This window comes from Streptomyces sp. NPDC093598, assembly GCF_044764825.1.
In the GTDB taxonomy this organism is placed as follows: domain Bacteria; phylum Actinomycetota; class Actinomycetes; order Streptomycetales; family Streptomycetaceae; genus Streptomyces.
In genome coordinates, this window is record NZ_JBIWIV010000006.1 from 173,230 (window position 1) to 190,387 (window position 17,158).

Sequence of the window (17,158 nt, forward strand, 5' to 3'; positions counted from 1 at the left end):
GTGGGAGCCGGGCACGCGCACAAGCTGTACCGGCACGGGCACTCGCCCGTGCACGGCCTGCCGCCGCACACCAAGCTCGCCGCCGTGTTCGCCTTCGTGGTGGTCGTGGTGTCGACACCGCGCGAGGCGATGTGGGCGTTCGGCCTGTACGCCGTGCTGCTCGGGGCCGTCGCGTACGCCGCGCGCGTGCCCGCCGCCTTCCTGCTCAGGCGGCTGCTGATCGAAGTGCCGTTCGTCGCGTTCGCGGTGCTCATGCCCTTCGTGGCGGAGGGCGAGCGGGTCGACGTCGCCGGCCTCTCCCTGAGCGTGAACGGCCTGTGGGGCGCCTGGAACGTGCTCGCCAAGGGCACCCTGGGCGTCGCGGCCTCGGTGCTGCTGGCCGCCACGACCGAGCTGCGCGAACTGCTCCTCGGCCTGCAGCGCCTCAAACTCCCGCCGCTCCTCGTGCAGATCGCGTCCTTCATGATCCGCTACGGCGATGTCATCACCGACGAGATGCGGCGCATGCGGATCGCCCGGGAGTCGCGCGGCTTCGAGGCCAAGGGCATCAAGCACTGGGGCGTCCTCGCCACGTCGGCGGGCGCGCTGTTCATCCGCTCCTACGAACGCGGCGAGCGCGTGCACCTGGCCATGGTCAGCCGCGGCTACGCCGGCTCCATGCCCGTCATCGACGAGGTGACCGCGTCCCGGGCGCAGTGGTCGTACGCCCTCGCCCTCCCCTGCGCCGCGCTCCTCGTCTGTCTGCTGGGATGGACCCTGTGACTGCTTCTCTCGAGGTCTCGGGCCTCGCCTTCGCCTACCCCGACGGGCATCAGGCCCTCTTCGGCGTCGACTTCTCGGTCGCCCGTGGCGAGCGGGTCGCGCTGCTCGGGCCGAACGGTGCCGGCAAGACGACCCTCGTGCTGCACCTCAACGGCATCCTGACCGGCGGCGCGGGCACCGTGAAGGTCGCCGGGATGCCCGTGGACAGGCGGAACATGGCCGAGGTCCGGCGCCGGGTCGGCATCGTCTTCCAGGACCCGGACGACCAGCTGTTCATGCCGACGGTCCGGGAGGACGTGGCGTTCGGGCCCGCGGCGGCCGGGCTGAAGGGGCCGGAGCTGGAGGAGCGCGTGGAGCGGGCGCTGGAGCGGGTCGGCATGGCGGAGTTCAAGGACCGCCCGCCGCACCACCTCTCCTTCGGGCAGCGCCGCCGGGTGGCCGTCGCGACCGTGCTGGCGATGGAGCCGGAGATCCTCGTGCTGGACGAGCCGTCCTCCAACCTCGACCCGGCCTCGCGCCGCGAACTGGCGGACATCCTGCGCTCCCTGGACGTGACCGTGCTGATGGTCACGCACGACCTCCCCTACGCCCTGGAGCTGTGCCCGCGCTCCCTGATCCTCAGCGACGGGGTGATCGCGGCCGACGGGCCGACCGGCGAGCTGCTCTGCGACGAGGAGCTGATGCGGGCCCACCGTCTGGAGCTGCCGTTCGGTTTCGATCCGCGTTCGGTCCCGGCGGCTCCGGCCCGTCCATGACAATGGGCGCGTGACGAACGAGGAGAGCGACGGATCACTGCTGCTGGACGAGCAGCTGTGCTTCGCGCTGTACGCCGCCCAGCGCGCGGTGACGGCGGCGTACCGCCCGCTCCTCGACGACCTGGGCCTCACCTACCCCCAGTACCTGGTGCTGCTGGTCCTCTGGGAGCGCGGCGAGACCACGGTCAAGGAACTGGCCGCGGCCCTGCGCCTCGACTACGGCACGGTCTCGCCGCTGCTGAAACGCCTGGAGGCGGCCGGTCTGGTCCGGCGTGAGCGGTCGGCGCGGGACGAGCGGTCGGTGCTCGTGGCCGTGACCGGGCGCGGGGAGGAACTCCGGGAGCGGGCGGGTCGGGTGCCCGGCGCGCTGCTCGCGACGACGGGGCTCGACGCGGCGGAGGCCGGGCGGCTGCGTGCGGAGCTGTGGCGGCTGGCCGAGCGGGCGGAGTCGGCGGCGGACCGGGCCCGCTGAGGGTTACCCCCGGTTTCCACCCCCTGGTCACGGCACGGGAGTTACCGGCCAGTACCTTGTGCACGATGTGTTGGTGCACACCTGGTTCCGGGGGAGGACAGCATGACTGACGGCCCCGCCGTCGACACCCGCCCGACGAAGATCATGTTCGTGGCGGAGGCCACCGCCCACGGTGGTCGCGAAGGCTACGTCACCAGCCAGGACGGTCAGCTCGACCTCAAGGTCGCGATGCCCCCGCAGCTCGGCGGTGACGGCCACGGCACCAACCCGGAACAGCTCTTCGCGGCCGGCTACAGCTCCTGCTTCCACAACGCCCTGATCCTCGTCGGCAACCGCGAGGGCTACGACCTGACCGGCTCCACGGTCTCCGCGAAGGTCGGCATCGGCCCCAACCAGCAGCGCGGCTACGGTCTCGCGGTCGCCCTCAGCGTCTCCCTGCCGGTGGTCGACCCCGACCTCGCGACCAGGCTGGTGGACGCCGCCCACGAGGTCTGCCCGTACTCCAACGCGACCCGCGGGAACATCGACGTGACGATCCTGCTTGGCTAGAGGGGAGCACAGCGGCGAGACGAGGAGTACGGGCGTGGACGTGCACGGCACAGTGGCCGAGGGCTTCGAGCCGGTGAGGGACGCGTTCGTACGGAACTTCGAAACACTCGGGGACCGGGGCGCGGCGGTCGCCGTCTACCGGGACGGGCAGAAGGTCGTCGACCTGTGGGGCGGCACCAAGGACGTCGACGGCACGGCTCCCTGGGAGCGCGGCACCGCCCAGGTCGTGCGCTCGGCGACCAAGGGTGTCGCCGCCGCCGTACTCCTGCTGCTGCACCAGCGCGGGCAGCTGGACCTGGACGCGCCGGTGGGGCACTACTGGCCGGAGTTCAAGGCGCGGGGCAAGGAGCGGGTGCTGGTCCGGCACGTGCTGAACCACCGGGCCGGACTGCCGCTCCTCGACCGGCCGCTCACCCCGCAGGAGGCCCTGGACCCGCTGAAGGGCCCGGAGGCGGTCGCCGCGCAGGCCCCCGTCTGGGAGCCCGGCACCGACCACGGCTACCACGCGCTCACCTACGGCTGGCTGCTCGACGAACTGGTGCGGCGCGTGACCGGGCAGGGCACCGGGGAGTGGCTCGCGTCGCAGGTCACCGGCCCGCTGGGCCTGGACCTCTGGCTCGGTCTGCCGGAGTCGGAGGCCGGCCGGGTCGGGCGCGTGGGCCGCGTCGAGGGAGCCGAGCCGACCGGCGGTCTGCGGGCCCGGCCGAAGCGCTCGGTCACCGAGGCCTACGAGGACCCGGCCTCCCTCACCCGCCGGGCCTTCGCCGCGATCTCCCCGTTCCCGGACCAGAACGACCCCGCCTACCGCGCGAGCGCCCTCCCCGCGACGAACGCCATGGCGACGGCGGACTCACTGGCCCGCTTCTACGCGACCCTGATCGGCGACACCGCCGGCACCGCGCGCCTCTTCACGCCGGAGACGGTGGAACTGGCCCGGGCCGAGGAGTCGGCGGGCCCCGACCGGGTCCTGGTGGTCGGCACCCGCTTCGGCCTCGGCTACATGCTGCACGGCAGCGCCTCGCCGTTCCTCACCCCGGGTTCCTTCGGCCACCCGGGCCGCGGCGGCGCCCTCGGCTTCGCCGACCCGGAGACCGGGATCGCCTTCGGCTATGTCACCAACGGCTTCCGCAAGACGGTGACGGCGGACCCGCGGGCGCAGGGGCTGGTGCGTGCGGTGCGGGGAGTGCTGGACCTCTAGGAGCCCCTGGACACCTCCAGGAGCCCCTAGACGTGGATGGGGTGGGAGGTCCGGCCGGACGCCTGGTCGATCTCCTCGTGGGCCTTGGTCAGCAACTTCATGGCGAGTTCGTTGAGTGCCCGGGCCCCGGCGATCTCCTCCCCGACCCTCGGCTGATTGGCGTCGGTCCGGTGCCGGCTCGCGTGCCCGTGCGCCCGTACCTCGGCACCGTCGGGCAGGCGGACCATCGCGGCCGCCCGCGTGTGCTGGTCGTCCTCCGTGAACTCCATCTCGACGTGCCATCCCACTGTGGTGTGCATCATGACGATCACCTCCGGAACGCTTAGTTCCAGGGTGCTCCTCGCACCAGCCGGGCGCACCCGCCTGGAGGTGGCCTATCCGGCGTGCAGCATCAGCCCGATCCCGACCACCAGCAGCCCGGCCGCCGCGATCCTCGGCGCCCCGAACCGCTCCTTGAAGAACACGGCCCCGATCGCCGCGCCCACGATGATCGACGACTCGCGCAAGGCGGCGATGGGGGCGAGTTCGGCCCTGGTCTGGGCCCACAGGACGAGGGCGTAGGCGGCGACGGACAGCGCGGCACCGAGCAGCCCGAGCCCGGCGAACGGCCGCAGCAGGGCGAGGGTCTCCCCGCGCAGGCGCCACACGGCGTACGCCGGGATGACGACCCCCTGGACCGCCATCAGCCAGGCGATGTACCCGAGGGAGGACCCGGAGGCCCGCACGCCCAGCCCGTCGACGACGGTGTACACGGCTATGGTCAGCCCGGTCGCCAGGGCCGCTCCGATCGCCGCCCAGTCGGGCCGCCGCCCGCGCAGGCCCCACAGGGCGACGCCGGTCAGCCCCGCGCACGACAGGGCGATCCCGGCGGCGGCCCACCCGTCGGGCACCTCGTGTGCGAAGAGGGCGGCGAGCAGGGTCACGACGAGGGGCGCGGTGCCCCGGGCGATGGGGTAGGCCTGTCCGAAGTCACCCAGCCGGAAGGACTTCATCAGCAGGGCGTAGTAGGCGATGTGGACGGCGGCGGAGGCGAGCAGATACGGCCATGCCCCGGCCGCGGGGAACGCCACGAAGGGCGCGAGTGCCAGCCCGATGACGACGCCGCCGCCCGAGATCAGCGTGAAGCCGGCCAGCTTGTCGGTGATCTTGTGGGCGATGGCGTTCCAGCTGGCGTGGGTGACGGCGGCGAGCAGAACGGCGGCGGTGACCAGGGGCGTCACGGGGTGCGCTCGCGCACGTCCACCAGGGTGCCGTCGGCGTGGCTGATCAGGTCCTCGGGAGCCATGGGGAACACGGAGTACGGCGTCCCGGCCGCGGCCCAGACGACCTCGTGCTCCAGCAGGGACCGGTCGGCGAGGACGCGGGTCCTGGTCCGGTGCCCGAAGGGCGGCACGCCGCCGATGGCGTACCCGGTGGTCTCCCGCACGAGGTCCACCTTGGCCCGGGTGACCTTGTCCGCGCCGAGTTCCTTGCGGACGAGTTCGAGGTCGACCCGGGAGGCCCCGTCCATCAGCACCAGCACGGGCACGCCGTCCGCCGCGAAGATCAGTGACTTGCAGATCTGGCTCAGCTCGCACCCGACCGCGGCGGCGGCCTCGGCGGCGGTACGGGTGGCATCGGGAAAGCGGCGGACCTGACTCACGAGCTCCCCGAGCCCGAGCTCCCGCAGGGCCTCGGCGAAACGGGGATGAGCTCCGGAACCTTCGGCGTCAGTGGCGGCTGTCGTCGTCATGCCCCGCACGCTAGCGGTGCGTGCAGTGGACGAGCGAGGCCGTTTCAGCCGGTGGCGTCCTCCGGCCGGACGTCCGCGAACTCCCACCAGGCGAGCGGCAGCCAGTCACCGTCGACGAAGCCGTCGACGGATCCGCCGGTGCCCTGGATGGCCACGCGGGTCCCTACCGGGTAGGTGGTGCCGGACAGTCCGGAGACCGCCACGAGAAGCGTGCCGATACGTTGCGACAAAGTCGTCATTCCTTCCTCTTCTGGATGCAAATCGTCTCATCATGCACGAGCCTGGTATATGAGCCACGGCACAGACGGAGGTGCTTGACGATGAGGGCTGTCGTATACAAGGGCCCCTTCGAGGTAGCGATAGAGGAAGTGGAGGATCCACGGATTCAGCACCCGAACGATGTGCTCGTCCGGGTCACGTCAACGGCCATCTGCGGCTCCGACCTGCACATGTACGAGGGCCGTACGGCTGCGGAGCCGGGCATCGTGTTCGGCCACGAGAACCTCGGGGTCGTCGAGGAGACAGGAGAGGGGGTCACCACACTCAACAAGGGCGACCGGGTGGTCATGCCGTTCAATGTGGCCTGCGGCTTCTGCAAGAACTGTTCGGCCGGCTTCACGGGCTTCTGCCTGACGGTGAACCCGGGCTTCGCCGGCGGCGCCTACGGCTACGTCTCCATGGGTCCCTACACGGGCGGCCAGGCGGAGTACGTGCGGGTCCCGTACGCCGACTTCAACTGCCTGAAACTCCCGGAGGGCAAGGAGAAGGAGACGGACTTCGTCCTGCTCGCGGACATCTTCCCGACGGGCTACCACGGCAACGAACTGGCCGACGTGCGTCCCGGTGACACGGTCGCCGTGTACGGCGCCGGTCCGGTCGGGCTGATGGCCGCCTACTCCGCGATGCTGCGCGGTGCGAGCAAGGTGTTCGTGGTCGACCGGGTGGCGGAACGTCTCCAGAAAGCCCGGGAGATCGGCACGATCCCGATCGACTTCACCCAGGGCAACCCGGCGGAGCAGATCAGGGAGCAGACCGACGGCCAGGGCACGGACAAGGGCATCGACGCGGTCGGCTACCAGGCCCAGGCGCAGGGCGAGGACCGTGAGGAACCGGCGATCGTCCTGAACTCCCTGGTCGATACGGTCCGCCCGACGGGCGCGCTCGGCATCCCCGGGCTCTACGTCCCGAGCGACCCGGGCGGTCCGGACGAGCAGGCCAAGAAGGGCATGCTGATGGTCGCCGTCGGGCGCCTCTTCGAGAAGGGGCTCCGCCTGGGCACCGGGCAGTGCAATGTCAAGCGGTACAACCGCCACCTGCGGGACATGATCATCGAGGATCGGGCGAAGCCCAGCTTCGTCGTCTCGCACGAACTGCCGCTCGACCAGGCTTCGTCGGCATACGAGAAGTTCGACAAGCGCGTCGAGGGCTACACGAAGGTGGTTCTCCACCCCCAGGCAGCGTAGGAAGCCCGGGCAGGGCATGAAAGAAGCCGGTGAGGGCGCCCGTCCCCACGGTGCCCTCACCGGCCGGACTCTCAGGCGTCAGGCGCGGACCAGCTCCCTGTTCCCGTCGCCGCGGTCGGCAAGGGTGCGCAGGCCCTCGCCCTCCACGTCGACGTTGGGCAGCGCGCGGTCGAGCCACTTCGGGAGCCACCAGGCCTTGCGGCCGAGGAGGGCCAGGACGGCCGGGACGATGGCCATGCGGACGACGAACGCGTCGAAGAACACCGCGATCGCGAGGCCGAAGCCGATCATCTTGACCATCGACTCGGACGAGCCGATGAAGCCGGCGAAGACGGCCATCATGATGACCGCGGCGGCGGTGACGACCCGGGCGCCGTGCCGGAACCCGGTGACCACGGCCTGGGCGGGCTTCTCACCGTGGACGTAGGCCTCCCGCATCCGGGTCACGAGGAACACCTCGTAGTCCATCGCCAGGCCGAAGACCACGCCGACCATGAAGATCGGCATCATCGACATGACCGGTCCCGTCTGCTCCACGCCCATCAGGTCCGACAGCCAGCCCCACTGGAAGACCGCGACGACCGCGCCGAGGGCCGCCATCACCGACAGGAGGAAGCCGAGGGCCGCCTTCAGCGGGACCAGGATGGAGCGGAAGACCACGATCAGCAGGAGGAAGGCCAGGCCGACGACCAGCACCAGATACGGCACCAGCGCGTCGTTGAGCTTCTCGCTGACGTCGACGTTCATCGCTGTGCTGCCGGTGACCAGGACGTTCGCGTCGGTGTCGGCCTTGATGTCCGTGCCGGCGTCCCGGATGCCGTGCACCAGGTTCTCCGTCGTGACGGAGGACGGCTTGGAGCCGGGGATGACGGTGATGGTGGCGGTGTCGCCGGCCTTGTTGGGCTGTGCCGGCGTGACCGTCACGACGTCCTTCAGGCCCTTGATCTCCTCGCCGGTCTCGGCGAAGACCCCCTTCGGGTCGTCGCTGTTCTTCGCGTCGACGACGACCATCAGCGGACCGTTGAAGCCCGGCCCGAAGCCCTCGGACAGCAGGTCGTAGGCGCGGCGCTGGGTGGTGGAGGTGGGCTGGGAGCCGTCGTCGGGCAGGCCCAGTTCGAGGGAGGTCGCCGGGACGGCCGCCGCGCCGAGGCCGACGACACCGAGCAGCAGGACCGTGACCGGGCGGCGCACGACGAAGCTCGCCCAGCGCGTGCCCAGGTTCGGCTTGGCCGACTTGGCCGGCTCGGCCGCCTCGTCCTGCGGCTTCGACCGGCCGAGGAGCTTGCCCTTCTCCCCCATCGGCCGCACCTTCCGGCCCGCGTATCCGAGCAGTGCCGGGATCATCGTCAGGGCGATCAGCACCGCGATGGCCACCGTGCCCGCCGCCGCGATGCCCATCTTCGTCAGCATCGGGATGTTGACGACGGACAGGCCCACCAGCGCGATCACCACGGTCAGACCGGCGAAGACCACCGCGGAGCCCGCCGTGCCGGCGGCCCGGCCCGCCGCTTCCTCGCGCTCGCGGCCCTCGGCCAGCTCGGCGCGGTAGCGGGAGACGATGAACAGCGCGTAGTCGATGCCCACGGCCAGGCCGATCATCATCGCCAGGGTGGAGGTGGTGGTGCCCAGGTCCAGCGCACTGGCCAGCCCCGTGATCGCGGAGACGCCGATGCCCACGCCGATGAGCGCCGTCAGCAGCGGCAGCCCGGCCGCCACCAGCGAGCCGAAGGTGATGACGAGGACGACCGCGGCGACCGCGATGCCGATGATCTCGCTGGAGCCGGTGTGCGGGACGGCCTGGAGCGCGTCACCGCCGATCTCGACGGTCAGCCCGGCCTTCCGCGCGTCCTGCGCGCTGTCCTCCAGGGCGTCCTTCGCCGCGTCGTCCAGCTCCATGCCGGAGACCTTGTACGACACCTGCGCGTAGGCGATCGTGCCGTCCTTGCTGACGGCCTTCGCCTGGTACGGGTCGGTGACGCGGACGACCTCGGAGCCGTCGGCCAGCTCCTTCACCGTGTCCTGGACCGTCGCCTTGTTGCCGGGGTCGGTCATCTTCTCGCCGCTCGGCGCCTTGAAGACGACGCGTGCGGTGGCGCCGTCGGCGCTGGTGCCGGGGAAGCGCTGCTCCAGCAGGTCGAAGGCCTTCTGGGCCTCGGTGCCGGGGATGGAGAACGAGCTGTTGCCCGCGGCGGGGGCACTGGCCGCGCCGACACCGGCGAGGGTCAGCAGGGCCACCCAGATCAGGGCGACGAAGTGCCGCCGCCGGAACGAGAGCCGGCCGAGTTTGTAGAGGAAAGTGGCCACGAGGGCGTACTCCCGGTCAGTCGTGGGGTCTTCAGGGCAGGGGTGATCAGCCCGACGACGTGAGCGGAGACGTCAGGTAGGGGCTAGCTGAGGGGGACTACTCGGTGGGCACGCCGAGGGCGGGGAGGACCACGGCGTCTATGTAGGAGGTGAGGAAGGCCGCCGTCGGCGGCCGGTCGTCGAGAACCGCGCAGGTGACGAAGGCGCCGAGCATCATGTGCACCACGAACTCCAGCGCGGGGCAGTCCGCACGGACCTCGCCCCGGTCGACCGCGCGCTGGAGCACACGACGCGAGTCGGCGATCTCCGGCTCGATGATCTGGCTCCGGAACTCGCTGTGGAGGTCCGGATTCGCGTGCATCGCCGTGGCCAGGCCGCGCATCAGCGCACCGTCCTGCTCCATCTTGGCGTCGTCCGTGCGCGCCATGATGGCGTGGAAGTCGCCGCGCAGCGAGCCGGTGTCGATCTCGTCGAGGTTCTTCACCGGCTTGTTGTGCCGGAGCGCCTTGACGACCAGCTGGGCCTTGCCGCCCCACTGGCGGTAGAGGGTGGCCTTGCTGGACCGGGTGCGCGCCGCCACGGCGTCCATGGTGAGGGCGTCGTAGCCGACTTCGCGGAGCAGGTCGAGCACGGCCGCGTAGAGCTCGGCCTCACGCTCGGGGGTGATCCGACTGCGACGCGCGGCGGCGACCTCAGCCATCTCTTCCACCTTCCTGCTCCGAACGACACGGTTTCGTACGTCACGAATGTAGCGCACTCCCAATGGAAACGAAACCGTTTCGTACATGTGCCGGGTCACGGTCGCACTTCTGCCCTGAGTTGCCCTGGTCCGTCCCCCGGCAAAGCATGAGGACGTGACCTATCTGCGTCTGCCGCACCTCCATGACGACCTGCTGTGCTTCGTCGCCGAGGACGACCTCTGGCTCGCCCCGCTCGACGCCCCCGGCCGGGCCTGGCGCCTCACCGTCGACCGCACCAAGCTGGGCCACCCCCGCTTCTCGCCCGACGGCCGCCACCTCGCCTGCACGAGCTGGCGCAGCCTGGTGCCCGAGGTCCACGTCGTCCCGGTGGACGGCGGCCCGGGCCGCCAGGTGAGCCACTGGGGCAGCGCCGACACCCGGGTCTGCGGCTGGACCCCGGACGGCGAGATCCTGGCCGTGGCCTCGCACGGCGAGCCCTTCTCGTACTTCACCTGGGCCTACAAGGTCTCCCCCGGCGGCGATCCGGGCCGCAAACTGCCCTGGGGGCCGGTCTCCGACATCCAGGTCGCCGACGTGGACGGGGAGCGCAAGTCCCTGCTCCTCACCGGCACCCCACCGCACGAACCGGCCTCCTGGAAGCGCTACCGCGGCGGCGCCACGGGCCGGCTCTGGCTGCACGGCGAACGGCTGCTGGAAGGCCTCGGCGGCCATCTGCACTCCCCCATGTTCGTCGGCGGCCGCATCGCGTTCCTCTCCGACCACGAGGGCGTCGGCAACCTCTACTCCTGCGCCTACGACGGCTCGGACCTGCGCCGGCACACCGACCACGACGCCTTCTACGCCCGGCACGCCGCGAGCGACGGCACCCGGGTGGTGTACCAGTGCGCGGGCGACCTGTGGCTGGTCGACGACCTGTCCCCGGACTCCCGGCCTCGCCGGCTGGACGTACGGCTGAGCGGGCCGCGCGCGGGACGGCGTCCCTACCAGGTGGCGGCCTCCCGGCACGTCGACGGACTCTCGGTCGACGAGACGGGGCGGGCCGGCGCCGTCGTCGTACGCGGCAGCCTGTACTGGCTGACCCACCGGGACGGCCCGGCCCGCACCCTCACCGACACCCCGGGCGTCCGGGTGCGGCTGCCGGAGATGCTCGGCGGAAGCGGACAGGTGGCGTACGTGACGGACGCCGAGGGCGAGGACGCCGTCGAGATTGCCTCGCTGCCCCGGGCGAGCGGCGACCGGGCGCCCCGGCGGCTGGCCTCGGGTGCGCTGGGCCGGGTGCACGAGATGGTCTCGGACCCGGCGGGCGAGCGGCTTGCGGTCGCCTCGCACGACGGCCGGCTCCTCCTCGTCGACGTCACCGAGGACTCCGACGGCGAGGTCACCGAGCTGATCCGGTCGGTCAACGGACCCGTGCGCGACCTGGCGTTCTCCCCGGACGGGGCGTGGCTCACCTGGTCGCACCCGGGCATCGGGCGCACACTGCGGCAGATCAAGATGGCCCGGCTCGCCGGAGCAGCAGGGGACACGTTCGTCGTCGACGTCACCAACGGCCGCTTCGAGGACGAGAACCCGGTCTTCACGCGCGACGGCCGCTACCTCGCCTTCCTGTCCTGGCGCGGCTTCGACCCCGTCTACGACGTGCACACCGGCGACCTGTCCTTCCCGCTGGGCTGCCGCCCGTACCTCGTGCCGCTGTCCTCCGCGACGCCCTCCCCGTTCGCCGTGAACCCGGAGGGCCGCCCGGCCGCCGGGGGCCTGGACCCGGTGGAGGACGACGACAACGGGGAGAACGGGGCCGTGACCGTCGAGGTCGAAGGGCTGGAGAGCCGGGTCACGCCGTTCCCGGTGGCCGCCTCCAAGTACTCGGCGCTGTACCCGGTGGCGGGCGGCGGGCTGGTGTGGCTGCGCTGGCCGATCTCGGGCGCGCTCGGCGAGACGTTCGCCAATCCGGACGACACCAGCGGCCGGCCGACCCTGGAGCACTTCGGCATCACCAAGGCCAAAAGGTCCGAACTCGCCCAGCACCTCGACTGGTTCGCGGTCAGCGGCGACGGCAGCCGGCTGGTGATCGTCGACGAGGGCGAGCTGCGCGCGGTGCCGGCCAACGAGCCGGGCGACGCCGACTCGACGGTGTGGATCGACGCGCGCCGCATCCTGCACGTGGTCGACCCGGCGGCGGAGTGGCGGCAGTCCTACGAGGAGGCCGGGCGGCTGATCCGGGCCTACTTCTGGGACCCGGGCATGTGCGGCATCGACTGGGACGGCGTGCTGGACCAGTACCGCCCGCTGGTCGAACGGGTCGCCACCCCCGACGAGTTCGCCGACCTGCTCCGCGAGGTCCTGGGCGAGCTCGGCACCTCCCACGCCTACGTCACCGCGGCCCGGCGCAACGAGGGCCCGCCCCACTACCAGCGCCGGCAGGGCCTGCTGGGCGCCAACTTCGTACGCCGGGACGGCGGCTGGACGGTCAGGCGGATCCTGCCCGGCGACTCCTCCGACTCCAAGGCCCGTTCCCCGCTCGCCGGTACGGGCATCCGGGAGGGCGCGCTCCTCACCCATGTCGACGGCCGCCCGGTGGATCCCGACGCGGGCCCGTATCCGCTGCTGGCCGGCGCGGGCGGTACGACGGTGGAGCTGACCTTCGGCCCGGCGCAGGGCGAGGGTCCGCCCCGGCGGGTCGCCGTCGTCCCGCTCGTCGACGAGCGGCCGCTGCGCTACCAGGACTGGGTGGCCAAACGCCGGTCGGTGGTACGCGAGTTGAGCGGCGGGCGGTGCGGCTATCTGCACATCCCGGACATGGGCGGTTCGGGCTGGGCGCAGTTCAACCGCGACCTGCGCATGGAGGTGTCCCGCCCGGCCCTGATCGTGGACGTGCGCGGCAACGCGGGCGGGCACATCAGCGAGTTGGTCGTCGAGACGCTGAGCCGGACCGTCCTGGGCTGGGACCTGACCCGCGACGCCCAGGCGGTGTCGTACACCTCGAACGCGCCGCGGGGCCCGGTGGTGGCCCTGGCGGACGAGGCGACCTCCTCCGACGGCGACATGATCACCGCCGCGTTCAAACTGCTGAAGCTCGGCCCGGTCGTGGGCCAGCGGACCTGGGGCGGTGTGGTCGGCATGACCGGCCGCCACGAGCTGGGCGACGGCACGGTGATCACGGTGCCCATGAACGCGGCCTGGTTCGACGCGTACGGCTGGTCGGTGGAGAACAAGGGCGTCGCCCCCGACATCGACGTCCTGCGCACCCCGCTGGACTGGGCCGAGGGCCGGCACGCCCAGCTGACCGACGCGGTGGAGCTGGCGCTCGGGCTGCTGGAGACCAACCCGCCGGCGACGCCGCCGACCTACAGCGACGTACCGGACCGCTCCCGCCCGAAGCTGCCGCCCAGGGCGTGAGCCGCCGGGGCACAAGGGGAAAGGGGCGCCCCGCTCGGGGGCGCCCCTCTCCTTCAGCGCGCAACGTCAGGCGTCGTAGTCCTGGTCGAAGCGGTCCTCCTGCTCGCGCTCACGCTCGCGCTGCGGCTGCGAGCGCTCGCGGTCACGGTCGCGCTGCGGCTGCGGCTGCGAGGGGTCCATGTCCTCGTCGCGCCGGCGACCACGACCCTGCATCTGCTCGCGAGCCTGGTCCGCCTTCTGGCGAGCCTGGTTCTGCCACTGCTCGGACTTCTCCTGGAACTGGTCCTTCATACCCATGTGGGTTCACTCCCGTTGGGGGTGAGGGGATCTGGCTCGTTCAGATTCACACGGGCCGTGACGCTGCGCATGTCGATCATTTACGGAGCGTAGTCCGCTCCTGCTCATCGGCCGCTCCACCGGCCCCCACGAGGCCCGTGCGCATGCCCGTCAGCCGGTCCGCGAACCGCCGCATCTCGCGCTGGCCCACCGTCCCGATGACCGCGGGCAGATAACCGCGTACGCCCTGCATCCCGCGCAGCCACCACTGCCCGTACACATGGCTCGACCTGCGCTCGATGCCCTCCACGAGCCGGTCCACGGCCGGACCGAGCGGGTACGTCTTGTTGGACGGCCAGGGCAGCCGCTGCCTCAACTCCCGCATGACGTCGTCCTGGTCGGCCCCGCGCACCATGTCGGTGTCGGTCCACGACAGGTAGCCGACGCCCACCTTCACGCCCCGGTGCCCGACCTCGGCCCGCAGGCTGTGCGCGTACGCCTCCACACCCGATTTGGAGGCGCAGTACGCGGTCATCATCGGCGCCGGGGTGATCGCGGCGAGGGAGGCGATCTGAAGCAGGTAGCCCCGGCTCTGCGTCAGCAGGGGCAGGAAGGCGCGGGCGGTCACCGCCGAGCCGATCAGGTTGACCTCGATCACCCGCCGCCAGGACTCCGGGTCGGAATCCGCGAACGGCCCGCCGGTGGCGACACCGGCGTTGGCGACGAGGATGTCGACCCTGCCGAAGCGTTCCTCGACCTCGACCGCGACACGGGCCATCGCCTCGTGGTCGGTGACGTCGGCGTGCCAGTGGTCGCTGTCGCTGTGCAGCCGCCCGGAGACCTGTTTCAACGCGTCCGGCTCGAGGCCGACCAGCGCGACCTTCACACCGCGCGCGGAGAGCTTGCGGGCCAGCAACTCCCCGACACCGCGCGCCGCCCCGGTCACCACGGCGACCTTGCCTTCGAGGCTCACCCTGCTCATGCGTTCTCCTCGGATACGACCTGGATGTGGGTGCGGACGAGGTCCCGGATCGTGCCGGTGACCAGTTCGGGCGCCTCGACGGGCGTCATGTGTCCGATGCCGGGCAGTTCGACGATGCCGGTGCAGTGCGGCAGCGCGGCGGCCAGGGCCCGGGCCTGCACCGGCGGCGTCAGCCGGTCCGCCGTCCCGACGATCACGGCCGCGGGCACGTCCAGCTCCCGCACGCCGTGGTCGAGGTCGAGCAGATCCAGCACCTGCGACCAGGCGTGGCGGACCTTGCGGGGGCAGGCGTGCACGATCCGGGCACACGCCTCGATCATGTGCGGGGCCGAAGCGGGGCCCATGGTCCCGTACTTGAGGATCCGGCGGGCCAGCGGCGTGACCGGCCCGAGCGGGGCGCGGGAGCCGAGGATCTTCCGCGTCAGCCAGGTCCGCACCCGCCCGGCCCGCAAGGGAAAAACGGTGGAGGCCGCGACCAGCTGCGAACTGCCCGTGCTGCACAGCAGGACGGCGGCCGCGTGCGCCCGGAAGGCGGCTCTCCCGGAGGCAGCCATCACGGTCATCCCGCCCATCGAATGCCCGGCGATCACGGCCTGCTCACCGGGCGCGAGGGTGGCTTCGAGGACGGCTTCCAGATCGTCGGCGAGCGCGTCCGCGCTGCACGCGGGGCTCGCGGGGCTGCGCCCGTGCCCGCGCTGGTCGTAGGCGATGACCCGGTGGTCGGCGGCCAGGTCGCGGATCTGTGCCGCCCAGAAGGCGGTGGAGCAGGTCCAGCCGTGGGCGAGGACGACGGCGGGGGCACCCTCGGGCCCGTGGATCTCGACGTGCAGCCGGGCACCGTCGGCGGAGACGGCGGTCAGTTCGCGCGCCGGGGCGGGCGGGGCGTAGGGGCCGGAGTCGACGTACAGGAGGCGGCTCACGCTTCCACCCCGGCCTTCTCCTGCGCGATGGTCTTCTCGGCCGCGGGCGCCCGCAGGACGTCGTACTCCGCGAGGTCCACCCGCCTTGTCGCCCGCCGGAACTCCCCGGTGGTGCCGGGCCAGATGGTGGTGTTGCGGCCGCTCGCGTCGAGGTACCAGCTGGTGCAGCCGCCGGTGTTCCACACGGTGCGCTTCATGCGCTCCTGCACCCGGTGGTTCCAGGCGCGCACGGCGTCCGGGCGGGCGTCCAGGGCGACCCGGCCGCCGAGGACGTCGAGCTGTCGGACGTAGTCGGCGAGGTAGTTCAGCTGGGACTCGATCATGAGGATCATCGAGGAGTTCCCGAGGCCGGTGTTGGGCCCGATGATCGTCATCCAGTTGGGGAAGCCGGCCGCGGAGGCACCGCGCAGGGCCTCCATGCCGCCCTTCCAGGTCTCCGCGAGGGTCCGCCCGTCGGCGCCCACGACCCGCTCGGCGATGGGCATGTCGGTGACGTGGAAGCCGGTGCCGAAGACGATCGCGTCCACCTCGGCCTCGCTGCCGTCGGCGGCGACCAGGGTGGACCCGCGGACCTCGGCGAGCCCGCTCGCGACCACGTCGACGTTGGGCTGCGCGAGCGCGGGGTAGTAGTCGCTGGACAGCAGGATCCGCTTGCAGCCGATGCGGTAGTCCGGGGTGAGTTTCGCCCGCAGGGCCGGGTCCTTGACGGAGCGGGCCATGTTGCGCCGGGCCAGCTCCTCGACGAGGCCGAGCTGCCCCGGATGCTTGGTGAACGCCTGGACCTGCAACTCCCTGATGCCCCACAGCAGTCCGCGCCTGAGCTGCGAGGTGAAGGGCAGCTGCCGGTGCAGCCACCGCTCCGCGCCGCTGATGTTCCGGTCGACGCGGGGCATGACCCAGGGCGGGGTGCGCTGGAACAGGGTCAGGCGCGAGACCTCGGGCTGGATGGCGGGCACGATCTGGGCGGCCGAGGCCCCGGTCCCCACCATGGCGACGCGCTTGCCACGCAGGTCGCAGTCGTGGTCCCAGCGGGCCGAGTGGAAGACCTTGCCCGGAAACGTTTCCAGTCCCGGGATGTCCGGCACCTTCGGATCGGACAACGGCCCGGTGGCCGACACGACCATGTCCGCCGACAGGCTCCCGCTGCTGGTCTCGATGTCCCAGCACAGCCGTTCGCCGTTCCAGCTCATCCGCTTCACCTCCGAGTCGAAGCGGATGTGCGGGCGCAGCCGGAACACGTCGGTCACGTGCTCCAGGTAGGCGCGGATGTGCTCCTGTCCCGAGAAGGCGCGGGGCCAGTCGGGGTTGGGTGCGAAGGAGAACGAGTAGAGATGGGACGGCACGTCACACCGGCACCCCGGGTAGCTGTTGTCCCGCCAGGTCCCGCCGACACTGCTCGCCCGCTCCAGGACGACGAAGTCGGTGACGCCCTCGCGGCGCAGCCGCACGGCGGCCCCCAGCCCGCCGAACCCGGACCCGACCACCGCGACCCGCACATGCTCGTGTTCGCGCTCGCCCATGCCGACACCTCCACACACCACGAGAACCGTGCCAGTGAACACTGGCGCAATGGGAGCGTAGGGCAGCGGCGTACCGATGGGTAGGGGGCGGGACGAGGAAAGTTACCCCTGGTACGCCTTAAGGTGCC

Annotated in this window: 17 protein-coding genes; 7 read left to right on the forward strand and 10 right to left on the reverse strand. The window is 71.7% G+C overall.

Annotation, left to right across the window (positions count from 1 at the left end; genetic code table 11):
* The 5 genes from cbiQ to ACIRDU_RS20800 all read left to right on the forward strand — a co-directional run bounded on the left by cbiQ (window position 1) and on the right by ACIRDU_RS20800 (window position 3,736).
* Window positions 1–762, forward strand: coding sequence for a cobalt ECF transporter T component CbiQ (gene cbiQ / locus ACIRDU_RS20780; protein ID WP_403581494.1), 762 nt, complete (start codon window positions 1–3; stop codon window positions 760–762).
* A complete protein-coding gene (locus ACIRDU_RS20785; RefSeq protein ID WP_403581496.1) occupies window positions 750–1,517 on the forward strand; it encodes an energy-coupling factor ABC transporter ATP-binding protein in 768 nt (255 codons plus the stop codon). The genes cbiQ and ACIRDU_RS20785 overlap by 13 nt, the downstream gene beginning before the upstream one ends.
* A gap of 10 nt (window positions 1,518–1,527) precedes the next feature.
* Entirely contained in the window at window positions 1,528–1,989 is a 462-nt protein-coding gene (locus tag ACIRDU_RS20790) for a MarR family winged helix-turn-helix transcriptional regulator (RefSeq protein ID WP_403581498.1), read from the forward strand.
* Window positions 1,990–2,091: 102 nt separating this feature from the next.
* Complete coding sequence (locus ACIRDU_RS20795; protein WP_403581499.1) at window positions 2,092–2,538, forward strand: organic hydroperoxide resistance protein; 447 nt, start codon at window positions 2,092–2,094, stop codon at window positions 2,536–2,538.
* Window positions 2,539–2,572: 34 nt separating this feature from the next.
* Window positions 2,573–3,736, forward strand: a complete 1,164-nt coding sequence (locus tag ACIRDU_RS20800; RefSeq protein WP_403581501.1) for a serine hydrolase domain-containing protein — start codon at window positions 2,573–2,575, stop codon at window positions 3,734–3,736.
* Between the two features lie 26 nt (window positions 3,737–3,762).
* Here the strand turns inward: ACIRDU_RS20800 and ACIRDU_RS20805 are convergent, their stop codons facing one another.
* The 4 genes from ACIRDU_RS20805 to ACIRDU_RS20820 all read right to left on the reverse strand — a co-directional run bounded on the left by ACIRDU_RS20805 (window position 3,763) and on the right by ACIRDU_RS20820 (window position 5,698).
* Window positions 3,763–4,038 carry a DUF1876 domain-containing protein gene (locus tag ACIRDU_RS20805; RefSeq protein WP_403581503.1) on the reverse strand — a complete coding sequence of 92 codons (276 nt, stop codon included), beginning with the start codon at window positions 4,036–4,038 and terminating at the stop codon, window positions 3,763–3,765.
* Between the two features lie 72 nt (window positions 4,039–4,110).
* Window positions 4,111–4,956 carry an EamA family transporter gene (locus ACIRDU_RS20810; protein WP_403581505.1) on the reverse strand — a complete coding sequence of 282 codons (846 nt, stop codon included), beginning with the start codon at window positions 4,954–4,956 and terminating at the stop codon, window positions 4,111–4,113.
* Entirely contained in the window at window positions 4,953–5,468 is a 516-nt protein-coding gene (locus ACIRDU_RS20815; protein WP_403581507.1) for a YbaK/EbsC family protein, read from the reverse strand. The genes ACIRDU_RS20810 and ACIRDU_RS20815 overlap by 4 nt, the downstream gene beginning before the upstream one ends.
* 44 nt (window positions 5,469–5,512) lie before the next feature.
* Window positions 5,513–5,698, reverse strand: a complete 186-nt coding sequence (locus tag ACIRDU_RS20820) for a hypothetical protein (RefSeq protein WP_403581509.1) — start codon at window positions 5,696–5,698, stop codon at window positions 5,513–5,515.
* Between the two features lie 90 nt (window positions 5,699–5,788).
* On the opposite strand from ACIRDU_RS20820, the gene ACIRDU_RS20825 reads away from it, so the two are divergent.
* Window positions 5,789–6,931, forward strand: coding sequence for a glutathione-independent formaldehyde dehydrogenase (locus ACIRDU_RS20825; RefSeq protein WP_403581511.1), 1,143 nt, complete (start codon window positions 5,789–5,791; stop codon window positions 6,929–6,931).
* Window positions 6,932–7,009: 78 nt separating this feature from the next.
* Here the strand turns inward: ACIRDU_RS20825 and ACIRDU_RS20830 are convergent, their stop codons facing one another.
* Together ACIRDU_RS20830 and ACIRDU_RS20835 are read right to left on the reverse strand one after the other, a co-directional pair.
* Entirely contained in the window at window positions 7,010–9,235 is a 2,226-nt protein-coding gene (locus ACIRDU_RS20830) for an MMPL family transporter (protein WP_403581513.1), read from the reverse strand.
* 97 nt (window positions 9,236–9,332) lie between these two features.
* Window positions 9,333–9,935 (reverse strand): TetR/AcrR family transcriptional regulator, encoded by a 603-nt coding sequence (locus ACIRDU_RS20835; RefSeq protein ID WP_403581515.1) that lies wholly within the window; start codon window positions 9,933–9,935, stop codon window positions 9,333–9,335.
* 154 nt (window positions 9,936–10,089) lie between these two features.
* Between ACIRDU_RS20835 and ACIRDU_RS20840 the strand changes: the two genes are divergently transcribed.
* Entirely contained in the window at window positions 10,090–13,332 is a 3,243-nt protein-coding gene (locus ACIRDU_RS20840) for a S41 family peptidase (protein WP_403581517.1), read from the forward strand.
* A 66-nt stretch (window positions 13,333–13,398) separates the two neighbouring features.
* Here ACIRDU_RS20840 and ACIRDU_RS20845 read toward each other — a convergent pair whose 3' ends face one another.
* From ACIRDU_RS20845 to ACIRDU_RS20860, 4 genes are all read right to left on the reverse strand, one after another.
* Window positions 13,399–13,629, reverse strand: coding sequence for a hypothetical protein (locus ACIRDU_RS20845; protein WP_403581518.1), 231 nt, complete (start codon window positions 13,627–13,629; stop codon window positions 13,399–13,401).
* A gap of 76 nt (window positions 13,630–13,705) precedes the next feature.
* Window positions 13,706–14,590, reverse strand: a complete 885-nt coding sequence (locus ACIRDU_RS20850; RefSeq protein WP_403581520.1) for an SDR family oxidoreductase — start codon at window positions 14,588–14,590, stop codon at window positions 13,706–13,708.
* Entirely contained in the window at window positions 14,587–15,510 is a 924-nt protein-coding gene (locus ACIRDU_RS20855) for an alpha/beta fold hydrolase (protein WP_403581522.1), read from the reverse strand. The genes ACIRDU_RS20850 and ACIRDU_RS20855 overlap by 4 nt, the downstream gene beginning before the upstream one ends.
* Window positions 15,507–17,030, reverse strand: coding sequence for a flavin-containing monooxygenase (locus ACIRDU_RS20860; protein ID WP_403581524.1), 1,524 nt, complete (start codon window positions 17,028–17,030; stop codon window positions 15,507–15,509). The genes ACIRDU_RS20855 and ACIRDU_RS20860 overlap by 4 nt, the downstream gene beginning before the upstream one ends.
* Window positions 17,031–17,158: the final 128 nt, after the last annotated feature.